The sequence below is a fragment of the Acinetobacter sp. WC-323 genome (assembly GCF_000314615.1).
Classification (GTDB): Bacteria; Pseudomonadota; Gammaproteobacteria; order Pseudomonadales; family Moraxellaceae; genus Acinetobacter; species Acinetobacter courvalinii.
Map to the genome: position 1 here is coordinate 36,434 of NZ_AMZS01000035.1, position 18,315 is coordinate 54,748.

The 18,315-nt window shown below is 44.6% G+C and carries 15 protein-coding genes; 8 read left to right on the forward strand and 7 right to left on the reverse strand.

The annotated features are described in order from the left end of the window. Nucleotides 1-92 precede the first annotated feature (92 nt). Together ACINWC323_RS12390 and ACINWC323_RS12385 are read left to right on the forward strand one after the other, a co-directional pair. A complete protein-coding gene (locus ACINWC323_RS12390; RefSeq protein ID WP_009511338.1) occupies nucleotides 93-1,115 on the forward strand; it encodes a molecular chaperone DnaJ in 1,023 nt (340 codons plus the stop codon). A 140-nt stretch (nucleotides 1,116-1,255) separates the two neighbouring features. After that, entirely contained in the window at nucleotides 1,256-1,630 is a 375-nt protein-coding gene (locus ACINWC323_RS12385) for an endonuclease domain-containing protein (RefSeq protein ID WP_009511384.1), read from the forward strand. A 190-nt stretch (nucleotides 1,631-1,820) separates the two neighbouring features. Here ACINWC323_RS12385 and ACINWC323_RS12380 read toward each other — a convergent pair whose 3' ends face one another. Continuing rightward, nucleotides 1,821-4,721, reverse strand: coding sequence for a valine--tRNA ligase (locus ACINWC323_RS12380; RefSeq protein WP_032881331.1), 2,901 nt, complete (start codon nucleotides 4,719-4,721; stop codon nucleotides 1,821-1,823). A gap of 366 nt (nucleotides 4,722-5,087) precedes the next feature. Between ACINWC323_RS12380 and ACINWC323_RS12375 the strand changes: the two genes are divergently transcribed. The 6 genes from ACINWC323_RS12375 (at nucleotide 5,088) to ACINWC323_RS0118890 (ending at nucleotide 10,355) form a co-directional block, all read left to right on the forward strand. Then, entirely contained in the window at nucleotides 5,088-5,768 is a 681-nt protein-coding gene (locus ACINWC323_RS12375) for a hypothetical protein (protein WP_009511308.1), read from the forward strand. A gap of 112 nt (nucleotides 5,769-5,880) precedes the next feature. Then, entirely contained in the window at nucleotides 5,881-6,543 is a 663-nt protein-coding gene (locus tag ACINWC323_RS12370; protein WP_032881332.1) for a hypothetical protein, read from the forward strand. 13 nt (nucleotides 6,544-6,556) lie between these two features. Continuing rightward, nucleotides 6,557-7,363, forward strand: a complete 807-nt coding sequence (locus tag ACINWC323_RS12365) for an SDR family NAD(P)-dependent oxidoreductase (RefSeq protein ID WP_009511058.1) — start codon at nucleotides 6,557-6,559, stop codon at nucleotides 7,361-7,363. A 33-nt stretch (nucleotides 7,364-7,396) separates the two neighbouring features. Beyond that, a complete protein-coding gene (locus ACINWC323_RS12360) occupies nucleotides 7,397-7,729 on the forward strand; it encodes a hypothetical protein (protein WP_009511266.1) in 333 nt (110 codons plus the stop codon). A gap of 55 nt (nucleotides 7,730-7,784) precedes the next feature. Then, nucleotides 7,785-8,492 (forward strand): Dph6-related ATP pyrophosphatase, encoded by a 708-nt coding sequence (locus ACINWC323_RS12355; RefSeq protein ID WP_009511236.1) that lies wholly within the window; start codon nucleotides 7,785-7,787, stop codon nucleotides 8,490-8,492. A gap of 234 nt (nucleotides 8,493-8,726) precedes the next feature. Continuing rightward, entirely contained in the window at nucleotides 8,727-10,355 is a 1,629-nt protein-coding gene (locus tag ACINWC323_RS0118890; protein ID WP_032881333.1) for an OFA family MFS transporter, read from the forward strand. Between the two features lie 100 nt (nucleotides 10,356-10,455). Here the strand turns inward: ACINWC323_RS0118890 and ACINWC323_RS12350 are convergent, their stop codons facing one another. The 6 genes from ACINWC323_RS12350 to ACINWC323_RS12325 all read right to left on the reverse strand — a co-directional run bounded on the left by ACINWC323_RS12350 (nucleotide 10,456) and on the right by ACINWC323_RS12325 (nucleotide 17,900). Continuing rightward, on the reverse strand, nucleotides 10,456-10,890 hold the full coding sequence (locus ACINWC323_RS12350; RefSeq protein ID WP_009511019.1) for a YbjQ family protein: 435 nt from the start codon (nucleotides 10,888-10,890) through the stop codon (nucleotides 10,456-10,458). Between the two features lie 8 nt (nucleotides 10,891-10,898). Beyond that, on the reverse strand, nucleotides 10,899-11,249 hold the full coding sequence (locus ACINWC323_RS12345) for a YbjQ family protein (RefSeq protein ID WP_005227055.1): 351 nt from the start codon (nucleotides 11,247-11,249) through the stop codon (nucleotides 10,899-10,901). 108 nt (nucleotides 11,250-11,357) lie between these two features. Next, nucleotides 11,358-12,818, reverse strand: coding sequence for a multidrug efflux RND transporter AdeIJK outer membrane channel subunit AdeK (gene adeK / locus ACINWC323_RS12340; RefSeq protein WP_005227056.1), 1,461 nt, complete (start codon nucleotides 12,816-12,818; stop codon nucleotides 11,358-11,360). A 5-nt stretch (nucleotides 12,819-12,823) separates the two neighbouring features. After that, nucleotides 12,824-15,997 carry an efflux RND transporter permease subunit gene (locus ACINWC323_RS12335; protein ID WP_005288574.1) on the reverse strand — a complete coding sequence of 1,058 codons (3,174 nt, stop codon included), beginning with the start codon at nucleotides 15,995-15,997 and terminating at the stop codon, nucleotides 12,824-12,826. Nucleotides 15,998-16,009: 12 nt separating this feature from the next. After that, the gene (locus tag ACINWC323_RS12330) at nucleotides 16,010-17,263 is read right to left on the reverse strand and encodes an efflux RND transporter periplasmic adaptor subunit (protein WP_005227058.1); all 1,254 of its coding nucleotides are present in this window, start codon (nucleotides 17,261-17,263) and stop codon (nucleotides 16,010-16,012) included. Next, nucleotides 17,250-17,900 (reverse strand): phosphatase PAP2 family protein, encoded by a 651-nt coding sequence (locus ACINWC323_RS12325; protein WP_009511122.1) that lies wholly within the window; start codon nucleotides 17,898-17,900, stop codon nucleotides 17,250-17,252. Before ACINWC323_RS12325 ends, ACINWC323_RS12330 begins: the two co-directional genes overlap by 14 nt. Nucleotides 17,901-18,315 lie beyond the last annotated feature (415 nt).

The following is an 18,315-nucleotide window of genomic DNA, read 5'->3' on the forward strand; positions in this document are numbered from 1 at the left end:
GCGACTGGTTTATCCAAACACGATATTGAAAGTGTTTGCTGACTTTGTTGGCTGATTATTGCTACACTTTTTAATTTTTAGGCAGATGCGTGATGTCTTTTGATCTTAAAGTCAGTTTAAAGCAAAGGGCTGAACCTTCCTCACAGCAGAAAAAGCTGAATCGCCTGATTGATCAAATAGAACAGCAAAAAATCAGCCTTGCCATGTGGCAGAATGCCCAAGCTGAAATTCAGCAACATACACGGGAAAAGCTGATGCCTGTGTATAGTGAGCTGCATGAAATCCTGTTTCAGCAATTAGATCAGCTTTGGACGCTATTACAACAGCACGAGTTTTCTAAAGCCGATATGCAGCAACTGGATGAAAAAATTGCCCAGCTTGCGCAGTTGTTAAAGCGTTCCAAAATGTTGAAGGATGAACAATTAACGCTGGTCAAGCAGATTGATACTTTTTATCAGCAACATGCCCAGCAATCGCTTAAAAAGAATAAAAAAGTACAGTCAGCCAAATTTGAACAGAATGAAAGTTATGAGCAAAGTACGGCACCAGAAGAAGAGGATGACTTTGAGCAGTATGCCGCTGAGCAACAACAGGCACGAGAACAGGCCAAACTACTTCGACAGCAACAGAAACGTGAACAAGCCGAACAAATGGCAGCGCAATCGCTGAAAACCGTGTATTTAAAAATTGCTGCCATGATTCACCCTGACCGTGAGCAAGATGAGGCCAAGAAAGAAGAAAAAACCGAGTTATTCCAACAAGCGAGTCAGGCTTATGAACAGCAGGATTTGTTTTATTTACTGAAACTGCAATTACAGTTGGAACAGAATAAAGGCGTTGGAGCTAAAGCGTTATCTTCGGAGCAAGTGAAGTTTTATAAACTGGCTTTGGATGCACAGAGCCAGCAATTGGAACATCAAATTGAAGAAATTCTGGATTCTTTTCAGTTGGCGAAAAAAGTAAAGGCTGAGCATCTGCATATGAGTGATGTATATAAAACCATCGATGCGGATTGTGCTGAGTTAAAGCAGCAGTTGAAGTGGGAAAAAGAGCGTTTAAAACATATGAAAAAAGTGAGTGGGGTAGAGATGTTGTTGGAGCATGGGGTGCTTTGATTTTCCCTCACCCCCTTGCGAAGCAGTGCTTCTCATCCCTGAGGGAGAGGGAGTTACAAGTGATTATGTACCTGCATAAAATTTATAATGAACGTTCCCTCTCCTTTTAGGAGAGGGCTAGGGAGAGGTAAAAATAATAAATGAAACTAGGTCCACAATTATTAGAATTTGCTAAAGTCATGCGCAGTAATGCAACTGATGCAGAACATCTAATGTGGCAATTACTTCGGGCTAAACGATTTATAAATCTGAAATTTCGCAGACAGCATGTGATTGCACCTTATATTGTGGATTTTTACTGTCATGAATTGGGCTTAGTGATTGAGTTAGATGGCAGTCAGCACGGTACTGACAATGGAAAAGAATATGACGCTGAACGAACCAAGTTTTTAAAGGCTTCGGATTTAAAAGTGGTGCGGTATTGGAATCATGATGTGCTAAAAAATACTGAATCAGTTTTAGGAGATTTATGGAATGTTTGTTTGCATTTAAAAAGAGAAAGTACCTCTCCCTAACCCTCTCCTACGAGGAGAGGGAATAGAATCCATCAAATACTATATTAATTCACATATCTAAAATTAATAATTAGCAAAGTTAATTTTTATTTAGTTCAATTAATTTTATTAATCGACTCAGTTTTGAAAAAGCATAAAGGGCTGAATTATCAGCCCTTTATACTACAGATTAAATTATGAACTTTAAAGATTAAAGAGCAGCAATCTGTTCCATACTTTGCTTAATTTTCGCTAACTGATCAGCAAACTCAGCCAGTTTAACCTTTTCACCTTCAACAACCGCTGCTGGTGCTTTCGCTACGAAACCTTCATTCGAAAGTTTATTGGCAATTTGATCATGTTGCTTTTGAACCTTATCTAAGTCTTTCTGCAAACGACCTAATTCAGCTTTAGGATCAATCAAGCCCTTCATTGGTACAAATACCGATGCATGGCCTACAACACTTGAAGAAGAAAGCGGTGGTTCTTCGCCTTGTGCCAGGAAAGTAATGCTTTCAACTTTCGCCAATGCCTTAAATAACGCTTCGATACGTGTGATTTGCTCACGTTCAGCATCAGAAATATTTTGCAGCAATACCGGCAATAAACGCGCATTACCCAAGCCCATTTCACCACGGATATTACGTACCGCACCAATCAGATCTTGTAACCACTGCATATCTGCTTCAGCTTGATCATTCACTTTTGCTTGATCAGGCACAGGGTATTGCGCAGTCATAATCGTAGTACCGCCTTTGCCTAACATTGGCGCAAGCGTTTGCCAGATTTCTTCAGTCAAATACGGCATTAATGGATGAGCCAAACGTAAAGAGGCTTCCATTACTGCAAGTAACACACGGCGAACTTCGGCTTTACGCTCTTCTGATACATTGGCATCGTTCAGAACTGGTTTGGTTAACTCAACGTACCAGTCACAGTATTCATTCCAGATAAAGTCATAGATCGCTTGCGCAGCAAGGTCTAAACGATAGGTCGCGAATGCTTGGTGTACCGCAGCTTCTGCTTTTTGCAGACGGCTCATGATCCATTGTTCAGGCAGTTCCCAAAGATCAGGACGTGCTTCTTGACCAACAGTTTGACCTTCCACATTCATCAACACGAAACGGGTCGCGTTCCAGATCTTGTTACAGAAGTTACGGTAGCCTTCAACACGTTTCATGTCGAACTTGATGTCACGACCGGTGTTGGCAAGCGCACAGAAGGTAAAACGAACCGCATCTGTACCGTAAGCCTGAATGCCTTCCGGGAATTCTTTACGCGTTGATTTCTCAATCTTCGCTGCCTGTTTCGGGTTCATCAAACCTGTAGTACGTTTTGCAACAAGGCTTTCAAGATCGATACCGTCAATCAGGTCGAGTGGGTCAAGCACGTTACCTTTAGACTTTGACATCTTCTGGCCTTCGCCATCACGCACTAGGCCGTGAACGTAAACGGTCTTGAATGGAATCTGTGATGTCCCATCTTCATTTTTCATGAAGTGCAGGGTCATCATGATCATACGTGCAACCCAGAAGAAGATGATGTCAAAACCTGTCACCAACACATCAGTCGGGTGGAAGGTTTTGAGGAAATCATTGGCCGCATCTTTCTCTGCATCACCGGTCCAACCTAAGGTTGAGAAGGTCCACAGAGCAGAGGAGAACCATGTATCCAGTACATCTTCATCCTGGTTTAGAGCAGTATCCGCAGGGATGTTATTTTTGGCACGAACTTCAGCTTCGTCACGACCCACATATACATTGCCTTCTGCATCGTACCAGGCTGGAATACGGTGACCCCACCACAACTGACGTGAAATACACCAGTCCTGAATGTTGTTCATCCACGCCATATACATGTTGCTGTATTGCTCTGGAACAAACTTGATACGACCATCTTTCACCGCTTCGATTGCAGGCTCTGCCAATGGCGCAATCTTTACATACCACTGGTCAGTCAATAGTGGCTCAATGATCACGCCAGAACGGTCACCGCGAGGTGGTTTCAAGGTATAAGGTTGAATCTGCTCTAACCAGCCTTCAGCTTCAGCCTGTTCAACCAGTTTCTTACGCGCTTCAAAACGTTCTAAACCGATATAGTCCGCAGGGGCAGCAATGGTTTTAGAAATCTGCTCGCCGGCTTTGGCAATGTATTCAAACTCAGCCAGAACTTCTGCATTTTTATTGAAGATATTGATGATTGGCAATTCACAACGCTTACCCACTTCATAGTCATTGAAGTCGTGCGCAGGGGTGATTTTTACACAGCCCGTACCAAACTCTTTATCGACATATTCATCTTTAACGATTGGAACAGCACGGCCGGTAATTGGCAGGATAATGTTCTGACCCACAAGATGCGCATAGCGTTCATCATCCAGCGCCACCGCAACAGCAGTATCACCCAATAGGGTTTCAGGACGTGTGGTTGCGACTACAATGTGATCTTTACCATCGTGGGTACGCAGTGATTTGTCTTCAAAGAAATATTTGAAGTGCCACAATGAACCTGCTTCTTCTTTATCTGACTCAACTTCGAGATCAGACAGCGCAGTTTGTAGTTTCGGGTCCCAGTTAACCAGACGCTTACCGCGATAGATCAAACCATCTTCATGCAGTTTGACGAACACTTCTTTCACTGCATTGGATAGACCTTCATCCATGGTGAAACGTTCGCGTGACCAGTCTACAGACGAGCCGAGACGACGGATCTGACGGGTAATGGTACCGCCTGACTGTTCTTTCCATTCCCAGATTTTTTCGATGAACTTTTCACGGCCCAGATCATGACGGCTAATGTTTTGTGCACCCAACTGACGTTCGACCACCATCTGCGTTGCAATACCTGCGTGGTCAGTCCCCGGTTGCCATAAGGTATTTTTACCCATCATACGGTTGTAACGGGTGAGGGCATCCATGATGGCATTGTTAAAGCCATGTCCCATGTGCAAGCTACCGGTGACGTTCGGTGGTGGAATCATGATACAGAATGATTCACCTTGACCTGAAGGCTTGAAGTAACCTTGTTGTTCCCAGATTTGATACCACTTCTTTTCGATCTCGGTTGGATCGTAAGTGGTTGCAATATTTTGAGCAGATTGAGCGTCAGTCATAGTACAGAAGATTAAAATTGAATAAAAAATTGCATCTATTGTAGCAAAAAATCCTCGCTTCTGTAGGTCTTTCAGCATGCCATCGCCGATTCAATAGAGCCGCTCAAATAATGTCTGCATTCCGGTTTGTTGCAGCGACATGAGAGCACATCCAGTTTCTTGAGCGCAGATGACCTGATTGCAGGCAAGACGGGCTAAATCCTGATCAGGCACTTATAAACTTTGATTTTTTCTCATAAAACCGATGAAAGGCGTTGGATTTTTAAATAAATAAGATTAGATTTGTGTAATGCATCACATAACTAAAAAATATTGATGCGTAAAACAACAATATAAAAATGCGAAAACTAAAAAGGGATGAGGCTCATGAGTTATTCAATTCTATTGAAGATTAATGAAGTTAGGCATGGACAGTTTGAAACAATTCGCCAGCAATTGAATGCGGGGACGCCTGAAAGTCAGGCTCGTCTGCTGGGAGAAGTCTTGTCGGAAATCGCCTGTGATATCGTTGAGCAGGTCTTTTCAGTGTTACTGATCCAGAATCGCCAGCCGACCCAGTTAACGCAAAAATATACGGCTGAATCTGAAAAAGTCATCCAGCAAATCATTGGTGCTGTACGTAAATATATGCCTTGGTCGATTGCTTTATTTGGTAATGAACGCTTATGTCCTTTTGCTAATTATTTTTCCAATATGATCAAGTATCACGACGAGCAGGTCTATGTGTCTTATCCGATCGATCGGCATTTGGTACAACAGGCACATGCTTTAGTGACAAGACTCAAAAATAATGAAATCAGTGATATGGTCGATGTGTTCCAGACTTTGATCCAGATTGTCGATTTGGGTGTGACCAATTTGTTCCGCGAACCGAAAAAATGCCTCAACTTTAATATGGTGGTGGATAAAACCCTGAATGGCGTGATTAATATGACCGCCCATCTCAGTTATAAACGTCTGGAAAAAATGAGCAATCAGGTTGATAGCAATGCTGCAACTGATTGTGTGAACCATTTTTTAGCATTTATGCATGTTGATACAGAATAGAGTGTGATAAATTCGGCGGGTACAACGCCAAAAATGATAGAAAAATAGATTGGATAAAAGGGCTTGTTCAACAAGCTCTTTTTTATGGAATCTAACAATTAGGGTTATTAGAATGAACACCGCCGTTTTTTTAAATATTCATGCGGACACTTACGCAAGGTTTGCGCATATTCGAACGCAATTATTACAAGGAAATAAAGAAAGTCAGGCTAGCGCTTTAGGGAGTGTCTTATCCGAAATGGCTTGTGAAGTCGTTGAGCAGGTTTTTATCGTTCTATTACAAGAAAATAAACAATATTCGCAAACAGGTGAATCCGAAAAAGTGATTCAGCAAATTTTGGAAGCGATTCGTAAATATATGCCGTGGTCGATTTCATTTTTTGGCAATGATCGTTTAATTCCTCTGGTTGAATATCTTTCAAAAACTTTACAGATCGAAGATGAAACCATTTATATGACTTATCCGGTCAAGCAACCGTTGGCAAAGCAGGTCAAGGCATCTAGCCAGAAACTGGCAAATGGCGATCATAATGAAATTTCAAATTCACTTAAATTACTCACCGAAGTCATTGATGCAGGGGTTGATCACTTGATTCGTGAACCGAAAAAATGTTTAAAGTTCAATTTTGTGGTGGATAAAACCTTAAATGGCGTGATCAATATGACCACGCATCTGGGATATAAACGTTTGGAAAAATTAAGTACCCAGATTGATCAGCAACTGGCTGCAACGTATGTGGATTACTTCCTCAAATTTATGCGCCATTCAGCATAGGCAGGATATAAAAATGGCAAAACTGAAAAGTCTTGAAAATAAAGTGGTCTGGATTACGGGTGCTTCTTCGGGTTTAGGCAAAGCACTGGCACGAGAATGTGCACTACAAGGTGCACAGGTGGTTTTGACTTCACGCCGTTACGATGAGCTGGAAGCGGTACGTGTGGGCTTACTCAAGCCAGAACAGCATCTTTCAATTGCTGCTGATATTACCGATGAAGCTCAGGTTCGCCATGCGCATGAACAGGTTCTGGCAAGTAAAGGGCGGATTGACTGGTTGATCAATAATGCCGGTCTGAGCCAGCGTGCCTTGATTCAGGACACCACCATGCATACTGAACGTGCCATTATGGAAGTCGATTACTTTTCGCAAGTGTTCTTCACCAAGACCGTATTGCCGACCTTGCTGAAACAAAAATCAGGCCGTGTAGTATTTGTCTCCAGTGTTGCAGGCCTACTCGGTACGCAATATCGCGCGACTTATTCAGCAGCCAAAGCTGCCATTCACATGTGGGCCAATAGCTTACGTGCCGAAGTTGCCAATGACGGTGTTGAAGTGTCAGTAGTTTTCCCCGGTTTTGTCAAAACCAATGTGTCTTTCAATGCCTTAAACGGTGAAGGTAAACCGCAAGGCCATCAGGATGAAGCGATTGAAAATGGTCTGGATGCCGATGTATTTGCCGAACGGGTGGTGGAATCCTTGATGGCAGGGGACGAATACATTGTGGTGGGGGGTAAAAAAGAGCAGCTCGGTGTTCTGGTGTCGCGTTTATCGCCGGGTTTGCTGTATAAAATGATCCGCAAAATGAAAGTGAAGTAAGTATCACAATGAGGTATTTAAAAGAGTGTAGCCATGATCGATAGCCCGCGTTTGCCTGACTCTGTCTCTGGCCATCGTGTATCGATTGCCTCTATTGTCAGCTATGTGTTGCTTGCGTTACCTGCCAGCATTGTTGTGGGTGGCGGATTGAGCTGGCTATTCACCTTTAATATGGCAGACTTTGAAGGTGGCAGCGGCTATGCTGCGATCTTCGTTTTTATGTTGACAGCACCGATCAGCTTTCTAGCTACCCTGATTGCTTTGCCGATTATGATTAAAAAGAAACCAACAATTGTGCCTCGTGTGATTTGGGGGTTTGCGGGCTTAACTTTACTATTGCTTTTATATGTCACAAGTATCATGTAGTTGCCTGAAATAATGAAAAACTGGTCTGACTGATAGATGCCAAAGGTAGAATGAAATGACAGTAGATAGCCGCAAGAAAGCCGTTTTTAACTGGAGCGGGGGCAAAGACTCTGCTTTGGCCTTGTATAAGGTCTTACAAGAAAAAGAGTTTCAGGTTATCGCACTATTGACCACGGTCAATGAAGAGACCGCATTGTCTTCGATGCATGCCATTCCGCATACATTGCTTGAAAAACAGGCTGAGAGTATTGGCATTCCGCTTTATCCGGTATTTCTACCCAAGAACCTTCCCGTATATGAACAACGTATGCTGGACGCCGCCAATCACTTTAAGGCGCAAGGGGTGGAGCATTTTATCTTTGGCGATATTTACTTGAGTGATGTGCGCAAATATCGTGAAGAGCGTTTGCACCCTTTAGGCATTGAAGTGGTGGAGCCGATCTGGAATCTGAACTCGGCTGAGGTGATGCAGGATTTTCTGGATTCAGGAATCAAAACCAAAATCATCGTGACCGATGCCAGCAAACTTGATGAATCCTTTATCGGGCAGGATATTGATGCCGCTTTGCTTGAGCGTATGCCAGCGGAGGTGGATGTCTGTGGTGAAAATGGCGAATATCATAGCTTTGCTTATGCAGGTGCTTTATTCAAATATCCTGTCGAGTTTGAAATCGCGGAAACACGTCAGCTGTCGTATGAGTTCAAGCTGGACAATGGCGAAGAAAAAACCTATCACTACTGGCAAGCGATTTTTGCAGAATAGGGCCAAGGTCCTGTATATGACACAGGGCCGTTAAAATTTATTAAATTATTTCTTTATTTTTAATGGGTAAAAGCGGTTTGATCCAAATGACGGATGTTATGCACAATCGGTAGGTCGATTGAGCTTTGCCCCAATAGAACCACACCGTAGCAAGCAGGTCTGAGCGCTGCTTAGGGTTGCACAAAAATGAAAAAAGCTTGCCTCACTTTAATCGTGAAGGCATGGAGATTGTAGATGGAACGACGACTTTCACTTTTGGCCAAGGAACGTACGATTGCCCACTCGGGCTATAACCGTTGGCTACTGCCACCTGCCGCACTGGCAATTCATCTCAGTATTGGTATGGCCTATGGCTTTTCCGTATTTTGGTTGCCCTTATCCAAAGCTCTGGGAATTGATGCGCCGATTGAATGTAAAGATATCGGTTTGCTTGAACAACTGTTCACCACGACCTGTGATTGGACAGTGTCTACCCTAAGCATCATGTACACCTTGTTTTTTGTATTCCTGGGCTCATCTGCCTTTTTATTTGGGGGGTGGCTTGAGCATGCAGGACCGCGTAAAGCGGGTGTGGTTGCGGCATTTTGCTGGGCTGGTGGTTTGATTCTGGCGGCGCTAGGTGTATATACGCATCAGTTGTGGCTGTTGTGGCTAGGAGGAGGAGTGGGAGGCATCGGGCTGGGGCTGGGTTATATTTCGCCTGTATCGACCCTGATCAAGTGGTTCCCGGATCGTCGAGGTCTCGCCACAGGTCTTGCGATTATGGGCTTTGGTGGCGGTGCCATGATTGGCGCGCCGCTCGCGGATCAGTTGATGAAGTTTTTCGCAACCGATATTTCGGTAGGTGTATGGCAAACCTTTCTGGTCTTAGCCGCCGTTTACTTTGTTTTTATGATGGGAGGTGCATTTGGTTATCGGATTCCGCCTTCAAACTGGAAACCAAGTGGCTGGCAACCCGCAGCAAGCCAAGCGAATGCGCTGGTCACCAGTCGTCATGTACATTTAAATAAGGCATGGAAAACCAAGCAGTTTTGGCTGATTTGGGGCGTACTGTGCTTAAATGTTTCGGCAGGTATTGGCATTTTAGCGATGGCTTCTCCGTTGTTGCAGGAAGTGTTTGGTGGGCGTCTGATCGGTTTAGAGATCGGAATCAATGAATTAAATACCGAACAAAAAATGCAGATTGCGACCTTTGCCGCAGGATTTACCGGTTTACTGTCATTATTCAATATTGGTGGGCGGTTCTTCTGGGCATCTGCATCGGATTTTATTGGTCGTAAAAATACCTATTTCATTTTTCTGGCCTTAGGCTTCTTGTTATACGTTTCGATCCCTCAACTGGCTCATGCCGAAAACCTGCCTTTATTCGTTTTAGCTTTCTGCGTCATTCTGTCCATGTATGGTGGGGGCTTTGCCACAGTACCTGCTTATCTGGCGGATATTTTTGGTACCCAAATGGTCGGGGCAATTCATGGTCGTTTGCTGACTGCATGGTCTGTGGCAGGGGTATTGGGCACCTTGCTGATTACCAATATTCGAGATTATCAACTGGCGCATGGCGTGGCTCAAGCCCAATCTTATGATACGACCATGTATATTCTGGCGGCTATGCTAGCCATTGGATTTGTCCTCAATTTAATGGTCAAGCCGGTTGATGAAGATCAATACATGACCGAGGCTGAATTGGCTGCCGAGAAGGCCTTGGCTCATGAGAAATTACCGCAAGATTCCAGTCTGAATCATGGTGTAGCACATGCACCTTCCAAGACAATTACCGTGGTACTGGCTTGGCTGGTGGTGGGTCTGCCTTTACTGGCAGGCATTTGTTTTACCTTACAAAAGGCGATCGTTTTATTTCATTAACCTGAAAATCCTAGTCATAAAAAATGCCTCAAGCCATGAGGCATTTTTTTATTGTGTTCGATATGACTGTTGCGGCTTGAGAATATGCGACTGGAACAGCTTATTCGATGATGGCCGTTCCATAAGCAAACACTTCAACCATGCCACCTTGCATTCCCAGTTCTGTCGTACTGAGGCGAACCCCCATAATCTGTTTAGCGCCCATGGCATGTGCTTCTTGCTTCAGGCGAACCACAGCTTCACGACGCGCACGTTCCACCACACTTTCATAGCTGACCAGACGCCCCCCAAAGAAGTTGCGAATGGAGGCCAGGACATATTTAAAATAATCGTGAGAGATCACCACATTACTGCTGATCATTTGCCCGGGTGCTGTGGGGTGTACAAAGCGATTGGTATCGATCCGGATATGGGCGAACTGTTGTTCTTTTTGATCCAGTTCACGTAAGTGTTTTTGCTCGATATGGCGACCAAAGCCCCAACCCACAGTAAACAGGATCAGAAACAGGACAATCTGAAAAATTAATCCTTCCATACGCTTGCCTATGCGCCGAATGGATCAGGGAGTTTAGGCGCAACAGGCTGCACCACCACCGCTGTACCATAAACAAACAGCTCAGATGCACCTTGGGCAATATTTGAGGTCGAGAAACGGATGCCCACAATGGCATTGGCACCTAAAGCTTTTGCCTTATCAATCATCCGTTGAGTGGCTTCTTGGCGTGACTCTTCGAGTAGTTCGGTATAGCCTGTCAGTTCACCGCCGACAATATTCTTTAAACCCGCCATCAGGTCACGTCCGACATGCTTACTGCGGACGGTGCTGCCATAAACCACATCAAGCTGACGTAAAATTTCATGGCCGGGTACAGACTCTAAACTGCTCAGTAACATCGTCTTCTTCTAAATCATCAATATTTCAGTATTTGAAGATAAGAAATATTCGCAATTGTTGCAATAAAAAAGCTCACCGAAGTGAGCTTTTTTGTCTGCAAAATCAAATTATTTTGCGTAATGCTGTTGTGAGCTTGAAGGCTGGTGCGTAACCGTCTCGCTGGTTGAGGCTTTTAGGCCGCCACCCAGTGTTTTATAGAGCTCAACCTGATTGTTCAGGTCAGCCTGTTGCAATAACAACAAGCCTTGTTCCGCTGAGTAAGCAGAACGCTGAGCATCCAACACGGTCAGGTAACTATCAATACCGGCACGGAAGCGGGCATTTGAAAGTTTATAGGTCGTATTGGTCGCATCAACCAAACGGCGTTGCGCAGTTAAACGATCGCCAATGTTGGCACGTGTTGCCAAGGCATCATTCACTTCACGGAAAGCTGACTGGACAGACTTCTCATAGTTAGCCAATGCAATTTTCTGATCTGTTTCAGAGATTTTGATGTTGGCCTTACGTGTACCCCAGTCAAAGATCGGGATATTCAGGCTTGGACCAATTGACCATAATCCATTGGCTGATTTGAATAAATCACTCAAGTCAGTCGATGCATAACCCGCAGAACCGGTCAGGCTAATGGTTGGGAACAGTTGTGCTTTGGCAGCACCAATATTCGCACCCGCAGCACTTAACTGGTATTCAGAGGCTTTGACATCCGGACGGTTGTTCAATAAGTCACTTGGTAAACCGGCACTTAATACACCTTGTCGGGTGATACGTGCAACTTGCTGTTGCGGCAACAGATTCTGAGGAACCTGCTGGCCCACCAGTAAGTTCAACAGGTTTTGTGCCTGAGCAATCTGGGTTTTGTAGTTGGCCACATCATTACGTGCTGTTTCAACTGAAATCTGTGCCTGACGCACAGGAATTTCACTATCGATACCGACATCAAAACGTTTTTTGTTCAGGTTAAACGAGTCTTGTTGCGCTTTTAGCGTCTGATCGGCAAGTTTAAGTTGTGCACTTGCAAACGAGTAATTTAACCAAGCCTGAGTGACCTGACCAATTAAGCTGATTTGCGTGGCATCACGTGAACTTTGCGTCGCGAGATAGCTATCCAGGGCTGCATCTTTCAGGCTGCGTACACGACCCCAGAAATCCAGCTCATAAGACGTCAGACCCAAGCCCACCTGATAGGTTGAATAGGGGTTGCCCGGATCACGGCTAGGGGTGACCTGACGAACGGCACTACCACTTGCGCCAATGGTTGGCAACTGGTTGTTTTCCGAGATCTGGTATTGCTGCTGAGCTTTTTGAATATTCAAAGTAGCAGTACGTAAATCACGGTTATTGGCAAGCGCCATATCAATCACTTGCAGTAAGCGCTGGTCAGCAAAGAAATCTTTGTAACCTTGTTCCGCGATTGATGTTCCAGAAGCATTGCCATAAGACGCGTAGCTTTCAGGAATATCTGAGCTTACCACAGGCTCTGGCCCGCGCATGCTTTGGCAGGCAGCCAAAGACAGCGCGAGTGCAGAGATTGCAATGCCACGACTGGAAATAGACCATACAGTTTGCATCACGATCAATGCTCCTGAGTATTTAAAGTTTTAGGTTTGTACTTAAAGATACTACGAATCCACACGAAGAATACAGGGATGAAGAAGATACCTAAAAGTGTTGAAGAAATTACACCACCCAGTACACCATAACCGACCGAGTGTTGGCTACCTGCACCGGCACCGCTTGCAAGGGCAAGTGGCAGTACACCGAAACCGAAAGCCAGTGTAGTCATGACGATTGGACGTAAACGCATTTTTGCTGCATGTAAGGTTGCTTCAAACAGGTCTTCACCTTGTTCTTGCAATTCTTTGGCGAATTCGACAATCAGAATGGCGTTCTTCGCTGAAAGACCAATCACCGCAACAATTGCCACCTGGAAATAGATGTTAAAGGATAAGTTTGGATCTCCTTTAATGATCATACCTAACCAGGTCAGTGTAAATGCACCGACGATACCTAATGGTACAACCAGTAATACCGACACAGGGACTGACCAGCTTTCATATAATGCAGCAAGACACAGGAAGACGATCAATAATGAAAGAACCAGTAATGGTGCTGTCTGGCTACCAGAATCACGTTCTTCCAGAGATAAACCACTCCACTCATAGTCGAAACCGGTTAAGCCCATTGATGGTAACTTACCAATGATTTCTTCCATGGCGATCATTGCATCACCAGAGCTGACGCCCGGTGCAGGGGTACCCTGAATGTTCACCGATGATACGCCGTTATAACGCTCTAGACGAGGAGAACCATAAGTCCATTCACCTTTGGCAAAGCCAGAGAATGGAACCATTTCACCCTTGTTATTACGTACATACCACTTGTTTAGGTCTTCAGGCATCATGCGTGTATTCGCTTCACCCTGAACATAAACTTTCTTCACACGACCACGGTCAACGAAGTCATTGATATATGAACCACCCCAAGCCATGCTCATGGTGCTGTTAATATCTGCCAGGCTTACACCCATTGCACCTGCTTGCGCCTGATCAATGGTGATCTGGTACTGTGGTGTATCTTCCTGACCATTCGGACGTACACCGGCAAGACGTTTGTCTTGTGATGCCATACCTAATACCGCATTACGTGCCGCAATCAGTTTCTCATGACCTTGACCGCTTACATCTTTCAACTGGATATCGAAACCAGACGCGACACCCAGTTCAGGCATTGCCGGTAACTGTAATGGCATGATGTACGATGCATCTTTCACAATCATGTTCAATGCCATACCACGTTGAATAATGGCACCGATCTGTGATTCAGGCGTTGTACGCTCGCTCCAGTCTTTTAACTTGATGAAGGCCAGACCCGCGTTTTGACCGACCCCTGTGAATGAGAAACCAGCCACAGTAAAGATCGAATCGACGTTTTCTTTTTCCTTGTTCAGGAAATAGCCTGTCATGGTATCAATGACTTTGTCCGTACGCTCCAAGCTTGCGCTCGGTGGTAACTGCACTAAGGTCATGACCACACCCTGGTCTTCTTCTGGCAAGAATGAAGATGGCAACATTTTGTAGATGCCGACCAAAGCTGCGATCACCGCAATATAAAGCACACCAGAGAATAACTTGTGGTGAGTCATGCGATTGACACCACCTTGGTATTTCTCTGCAACTTTTTCAAAACTACGGTTAAACCAGCGGAAGAAACGCGCAAAAATGTTATTGCTTTGTTCTTTGTTTGGATCATGTTGCTTTAACAGGGTCGCACACAGGGCAGGGGTAAAAGTTAATGCCACGATCAAAGAAAGGATCATCGCCGTAACCAAGGTGATGGAGAACTGACGGTAAATTACCCCGGTGGTTCCGCTAAAGAATGCCATCGGTACGAATACCGCGGTTAATACACTGGTAATACCCACCAGCGCACCGGAAATCTGACTCATCGACTTTTCAGTCGCAGGCACAGGTTCCAGATGTTCTTCTTGCATGACCCGTTCAACGTTCTCGACCACAACGATGGCATCATCCACCAGAAGACCGATGGCCAGTACCATGGCGAACATGGTCAAGGTGTTAATCGAGAAACCGAAGATATTAATTACGGCAAATGTACCCAGTACAACGACTGGTACCGCCAGAGTTGGAATAATCGTTGCGCGCCAGTTCTGCAAGAACAGGAACATCACGATAAATACCAAGACCACTGCTTCAATCAGCGTGTGGACAACACTTTCAATTGATAGACGAATAAACGGAGTGGTGTCATACGCAAGCTTGTCTTTTAAACCGCTTGGATAGTTATGACGTAACTCGGATAAACGTTTTTCAACCGCTGCTGCTGTATCAAGTGCGTTGGCACCGGTTGCAAGCTTGATTGCAACACCACCCGCAGGGTTACCATTAAATTTCGAGTCGAACTGATAGTTATCAGAACCCAATTCTACACGAGCAACATCACCCAAACGTACCTGTGCACCATCTGAAGAGTTTTTCAGGAAGATGTTTTTAAATTGCTCAGGTGTTTGCAACATGCTTTGTGCATTTACCGTCGCATTCAGGACTTGGCCTGCTGTTGATGGCGCACCACCGAGCTGACCGACTGCAACTTGCGAGTTTTGTGCACGAATTGCGGTTGCCACATCGTTTGGTGTCAGGTTAAAGCTGGTCAGTTTTGCCGGATCTAACCAGACACGCATCGCATACGAACCACCAAACACCTGTAGTTCACCCACACCTGCAACACGGCTTAGCGGTTCAGAAATGTTTGAGTTTACATAGTCTTTAATGTCCGATGCAGACAGGCTGTTATCTGGCGAATAGAACGCGATAACCTGCAAGAAGCTGGCGCCAGACTTGGTGACTTTTACACCCTGACGTTGTACGTCAGCAGGTAACAGCGCTGTTGCCGATTGCAATTTGTTTTGAACCTGAACCTGTGCGATATCCGGATCGATACCTTGTTCGAAGTTCAAGTTAATGGATGCTTGACCATTACCCGCACTGTTCGATGAAATGTAACGTAACCCATCCAGACCATTCATTTGTTGTTCAATGATCTGGGTAACGGTATTTTCAACAGTTTGAGCAGAAGCCCCAGGATAAGTCGCAGAAATCGTGACCGTGGGGGGAGCAATTGTCGGATATTGTGCAACTGGCATCTTTGTCAGCGTGATAATCCCCGCCAACATAATGACCAGTGCAATCACCCAAGCGAAAATTGGGCGATGGATAAAAAATTGAGCCATGCAATCTACCCCTTAAGCTTCTGAAGTTGCTTTTTGTTCAGCTTTTGGTGAGTTGGCTTGCTTTTGTTGTTCAGCTGCTTTTGGCGCTGCATTCTGACCTTCAGCTGCTTTTGGTTGATAAGGTTTTACAGACACTTCCTGTCCTTCTTTGACCTTAGCCACACCGTCAACAACAACTTTATCACCAGCCTGTAGGCCATTCGTTATAATCCAGTCCTGACCTTTGACACCAGCAGTGGTGACCGGACGGGTTTCAATCACACCTTTGGCATTGACAACCATTGCAATGGCTTGTCCTGTCGGTAAACGAGATACCGCTGCTTGTGGAATCAGGTAAGCATTAGGCAAAATCCCTTGCGAAATCTTTGCAGTTGCATACATGCCTGGTAATAACAAATGGTTTGGATTCGAGAACACCGCACGTAAAGTCACGGTACCTGTATCCGGGTTGACACTTGCATCAGAGAATGCCAGCTGGCCTTCGACAGGGTATTCCGACCCATCTTCAAGCGTGATTTTGACACGGGTATTGTTACTGTTATTCAAACTGCCTTTGCTCAGTTGTTGACGCAGACGCAATAACTCGGCACTTGATTGGTTAATATCCACATAGATCGGATCAAGTTGTTGAATGGTCACCAATGGATCGGCCTGGTTTGCAGTCACCAATGCACCTGGTGTCACCGAAGAACGGCTAGACTGACCAGAAATTGGCGCACGTACAGTTGAGTAGCCCAAGGTAATTTCAGCATTTTTCAATGCGGCTTGAGACGCTGCAACATCTGCTTCAGCCAGTTTGACCTGAGCATTGATATCGTCATACTCTTGTTTAGAAACCGCATTGGTTCCCACAAGTTGACGATAACGGCCTTCTTTTACGCGTAAAGCATTCAGGTTCGCTTGTTGACGTAATAACGCCGCACGTGCATTGTCTGCAGTCGCACGGTTGGTATTTGCATCAATTTGATAGAGTGCTTGACCTGCCTGAACGTAGCTACCTTCAGCAAATAATCGTTTTAAAATTACGCCGCCTGTTTGCGGACGAACTTCTGAAACTTGATATGCAGAGGTTCGGCCTGACAGTTCGACGTTCTGTTCAACGCTTTGTGGTTGAGCAACAATGACACCTACTTCAGCAGGTGGCATTTTTTGAGCAGCAGCAGCTTGCTGTGCATCTTTAGGATCTTTGCTACAACCAACAAGCGCAATGCTTGTTGCTAATGCGCAAGCAGTGAGGGCAGGAGCCCAAAGCTTAGCCGACATCATTATTCCACCTCAATTTAGATTTTTTATCTAAAAACAAATTGTTGCTGAAAGTGCTTTGATACAGCCCAAACCAAAGCAACGCAGTCCAAATCAACCCAATTCCCCAACCGGCCAGAACGTCGGTCGGGTAGTGAACCCCCGCATAAACTCTAGATATCCCCATGAAAATAAACCATAAAGTAGATACTAAAATGACACTGGTGAGATATTTATGTTGTTGGCATAACAACATGATGATACTCGCCAGGGTTGCAGCATAAAGGCTATGGGCACTTGGGAAGGATGCGCCATAACTTTGAACCAAGTGATAAAACTCCATTGGTCTTGGCCGATCAATGCTCCATTTCAGAAGCCAACCAATCACAATACTGCCACTCACGCTTAAAGCGATAAAGGTCACATTCCTATAATTTTTAATCCGGCTTTGGTACACACACAAAAGAGAGGTTAAAAATAATAAAAAAGGCATGCCACCCAGACGGGAGAGCAGAACTGTCACATGGTTAAGCGTAAATGAACGGTGCTCAAAAAAAGCTTGAACACTAAAAAGGTCTAAAGTTGATGCGTTGGCATTCATGAATCCAATCGCACCGAGTCCTAAAAAAAAGCAACCAATACAAAGCAATAGGTACGGCATGCGCTACTCATTATTTGCTTAACCGTTGTTCAGGGTTGTTGAGTGTTTGAAAGTGTACTCGTGAGTACACTTTAGGTCAAGTCTTGAAATTTTATGATAATTTCATTTTGAAGTTTTTTTAAGGTTCAGTAAAAAAACATAACAAAATTTGATGCATATCTCATTTTGGCTTTTAAGTGTTTAATGTGGTATTCATGCGCTGTAATCACTTTTCCAGCTGTTTAGAATGCATCAATCCATCAAGTTTCTGACAGAACATCTGTAAAAATAAAGTCATAAATTCACCGCATCCGCTGTGCCCGTTTTTTTAAGTTTAACTAAAAAATCCAGTTCAGATCAGCGATCACCTGTTGCATCAAGCCCAGCATAGAAAGGGACAACCGATCTATTGAAACTATTTCTGGCGGGTTGATTA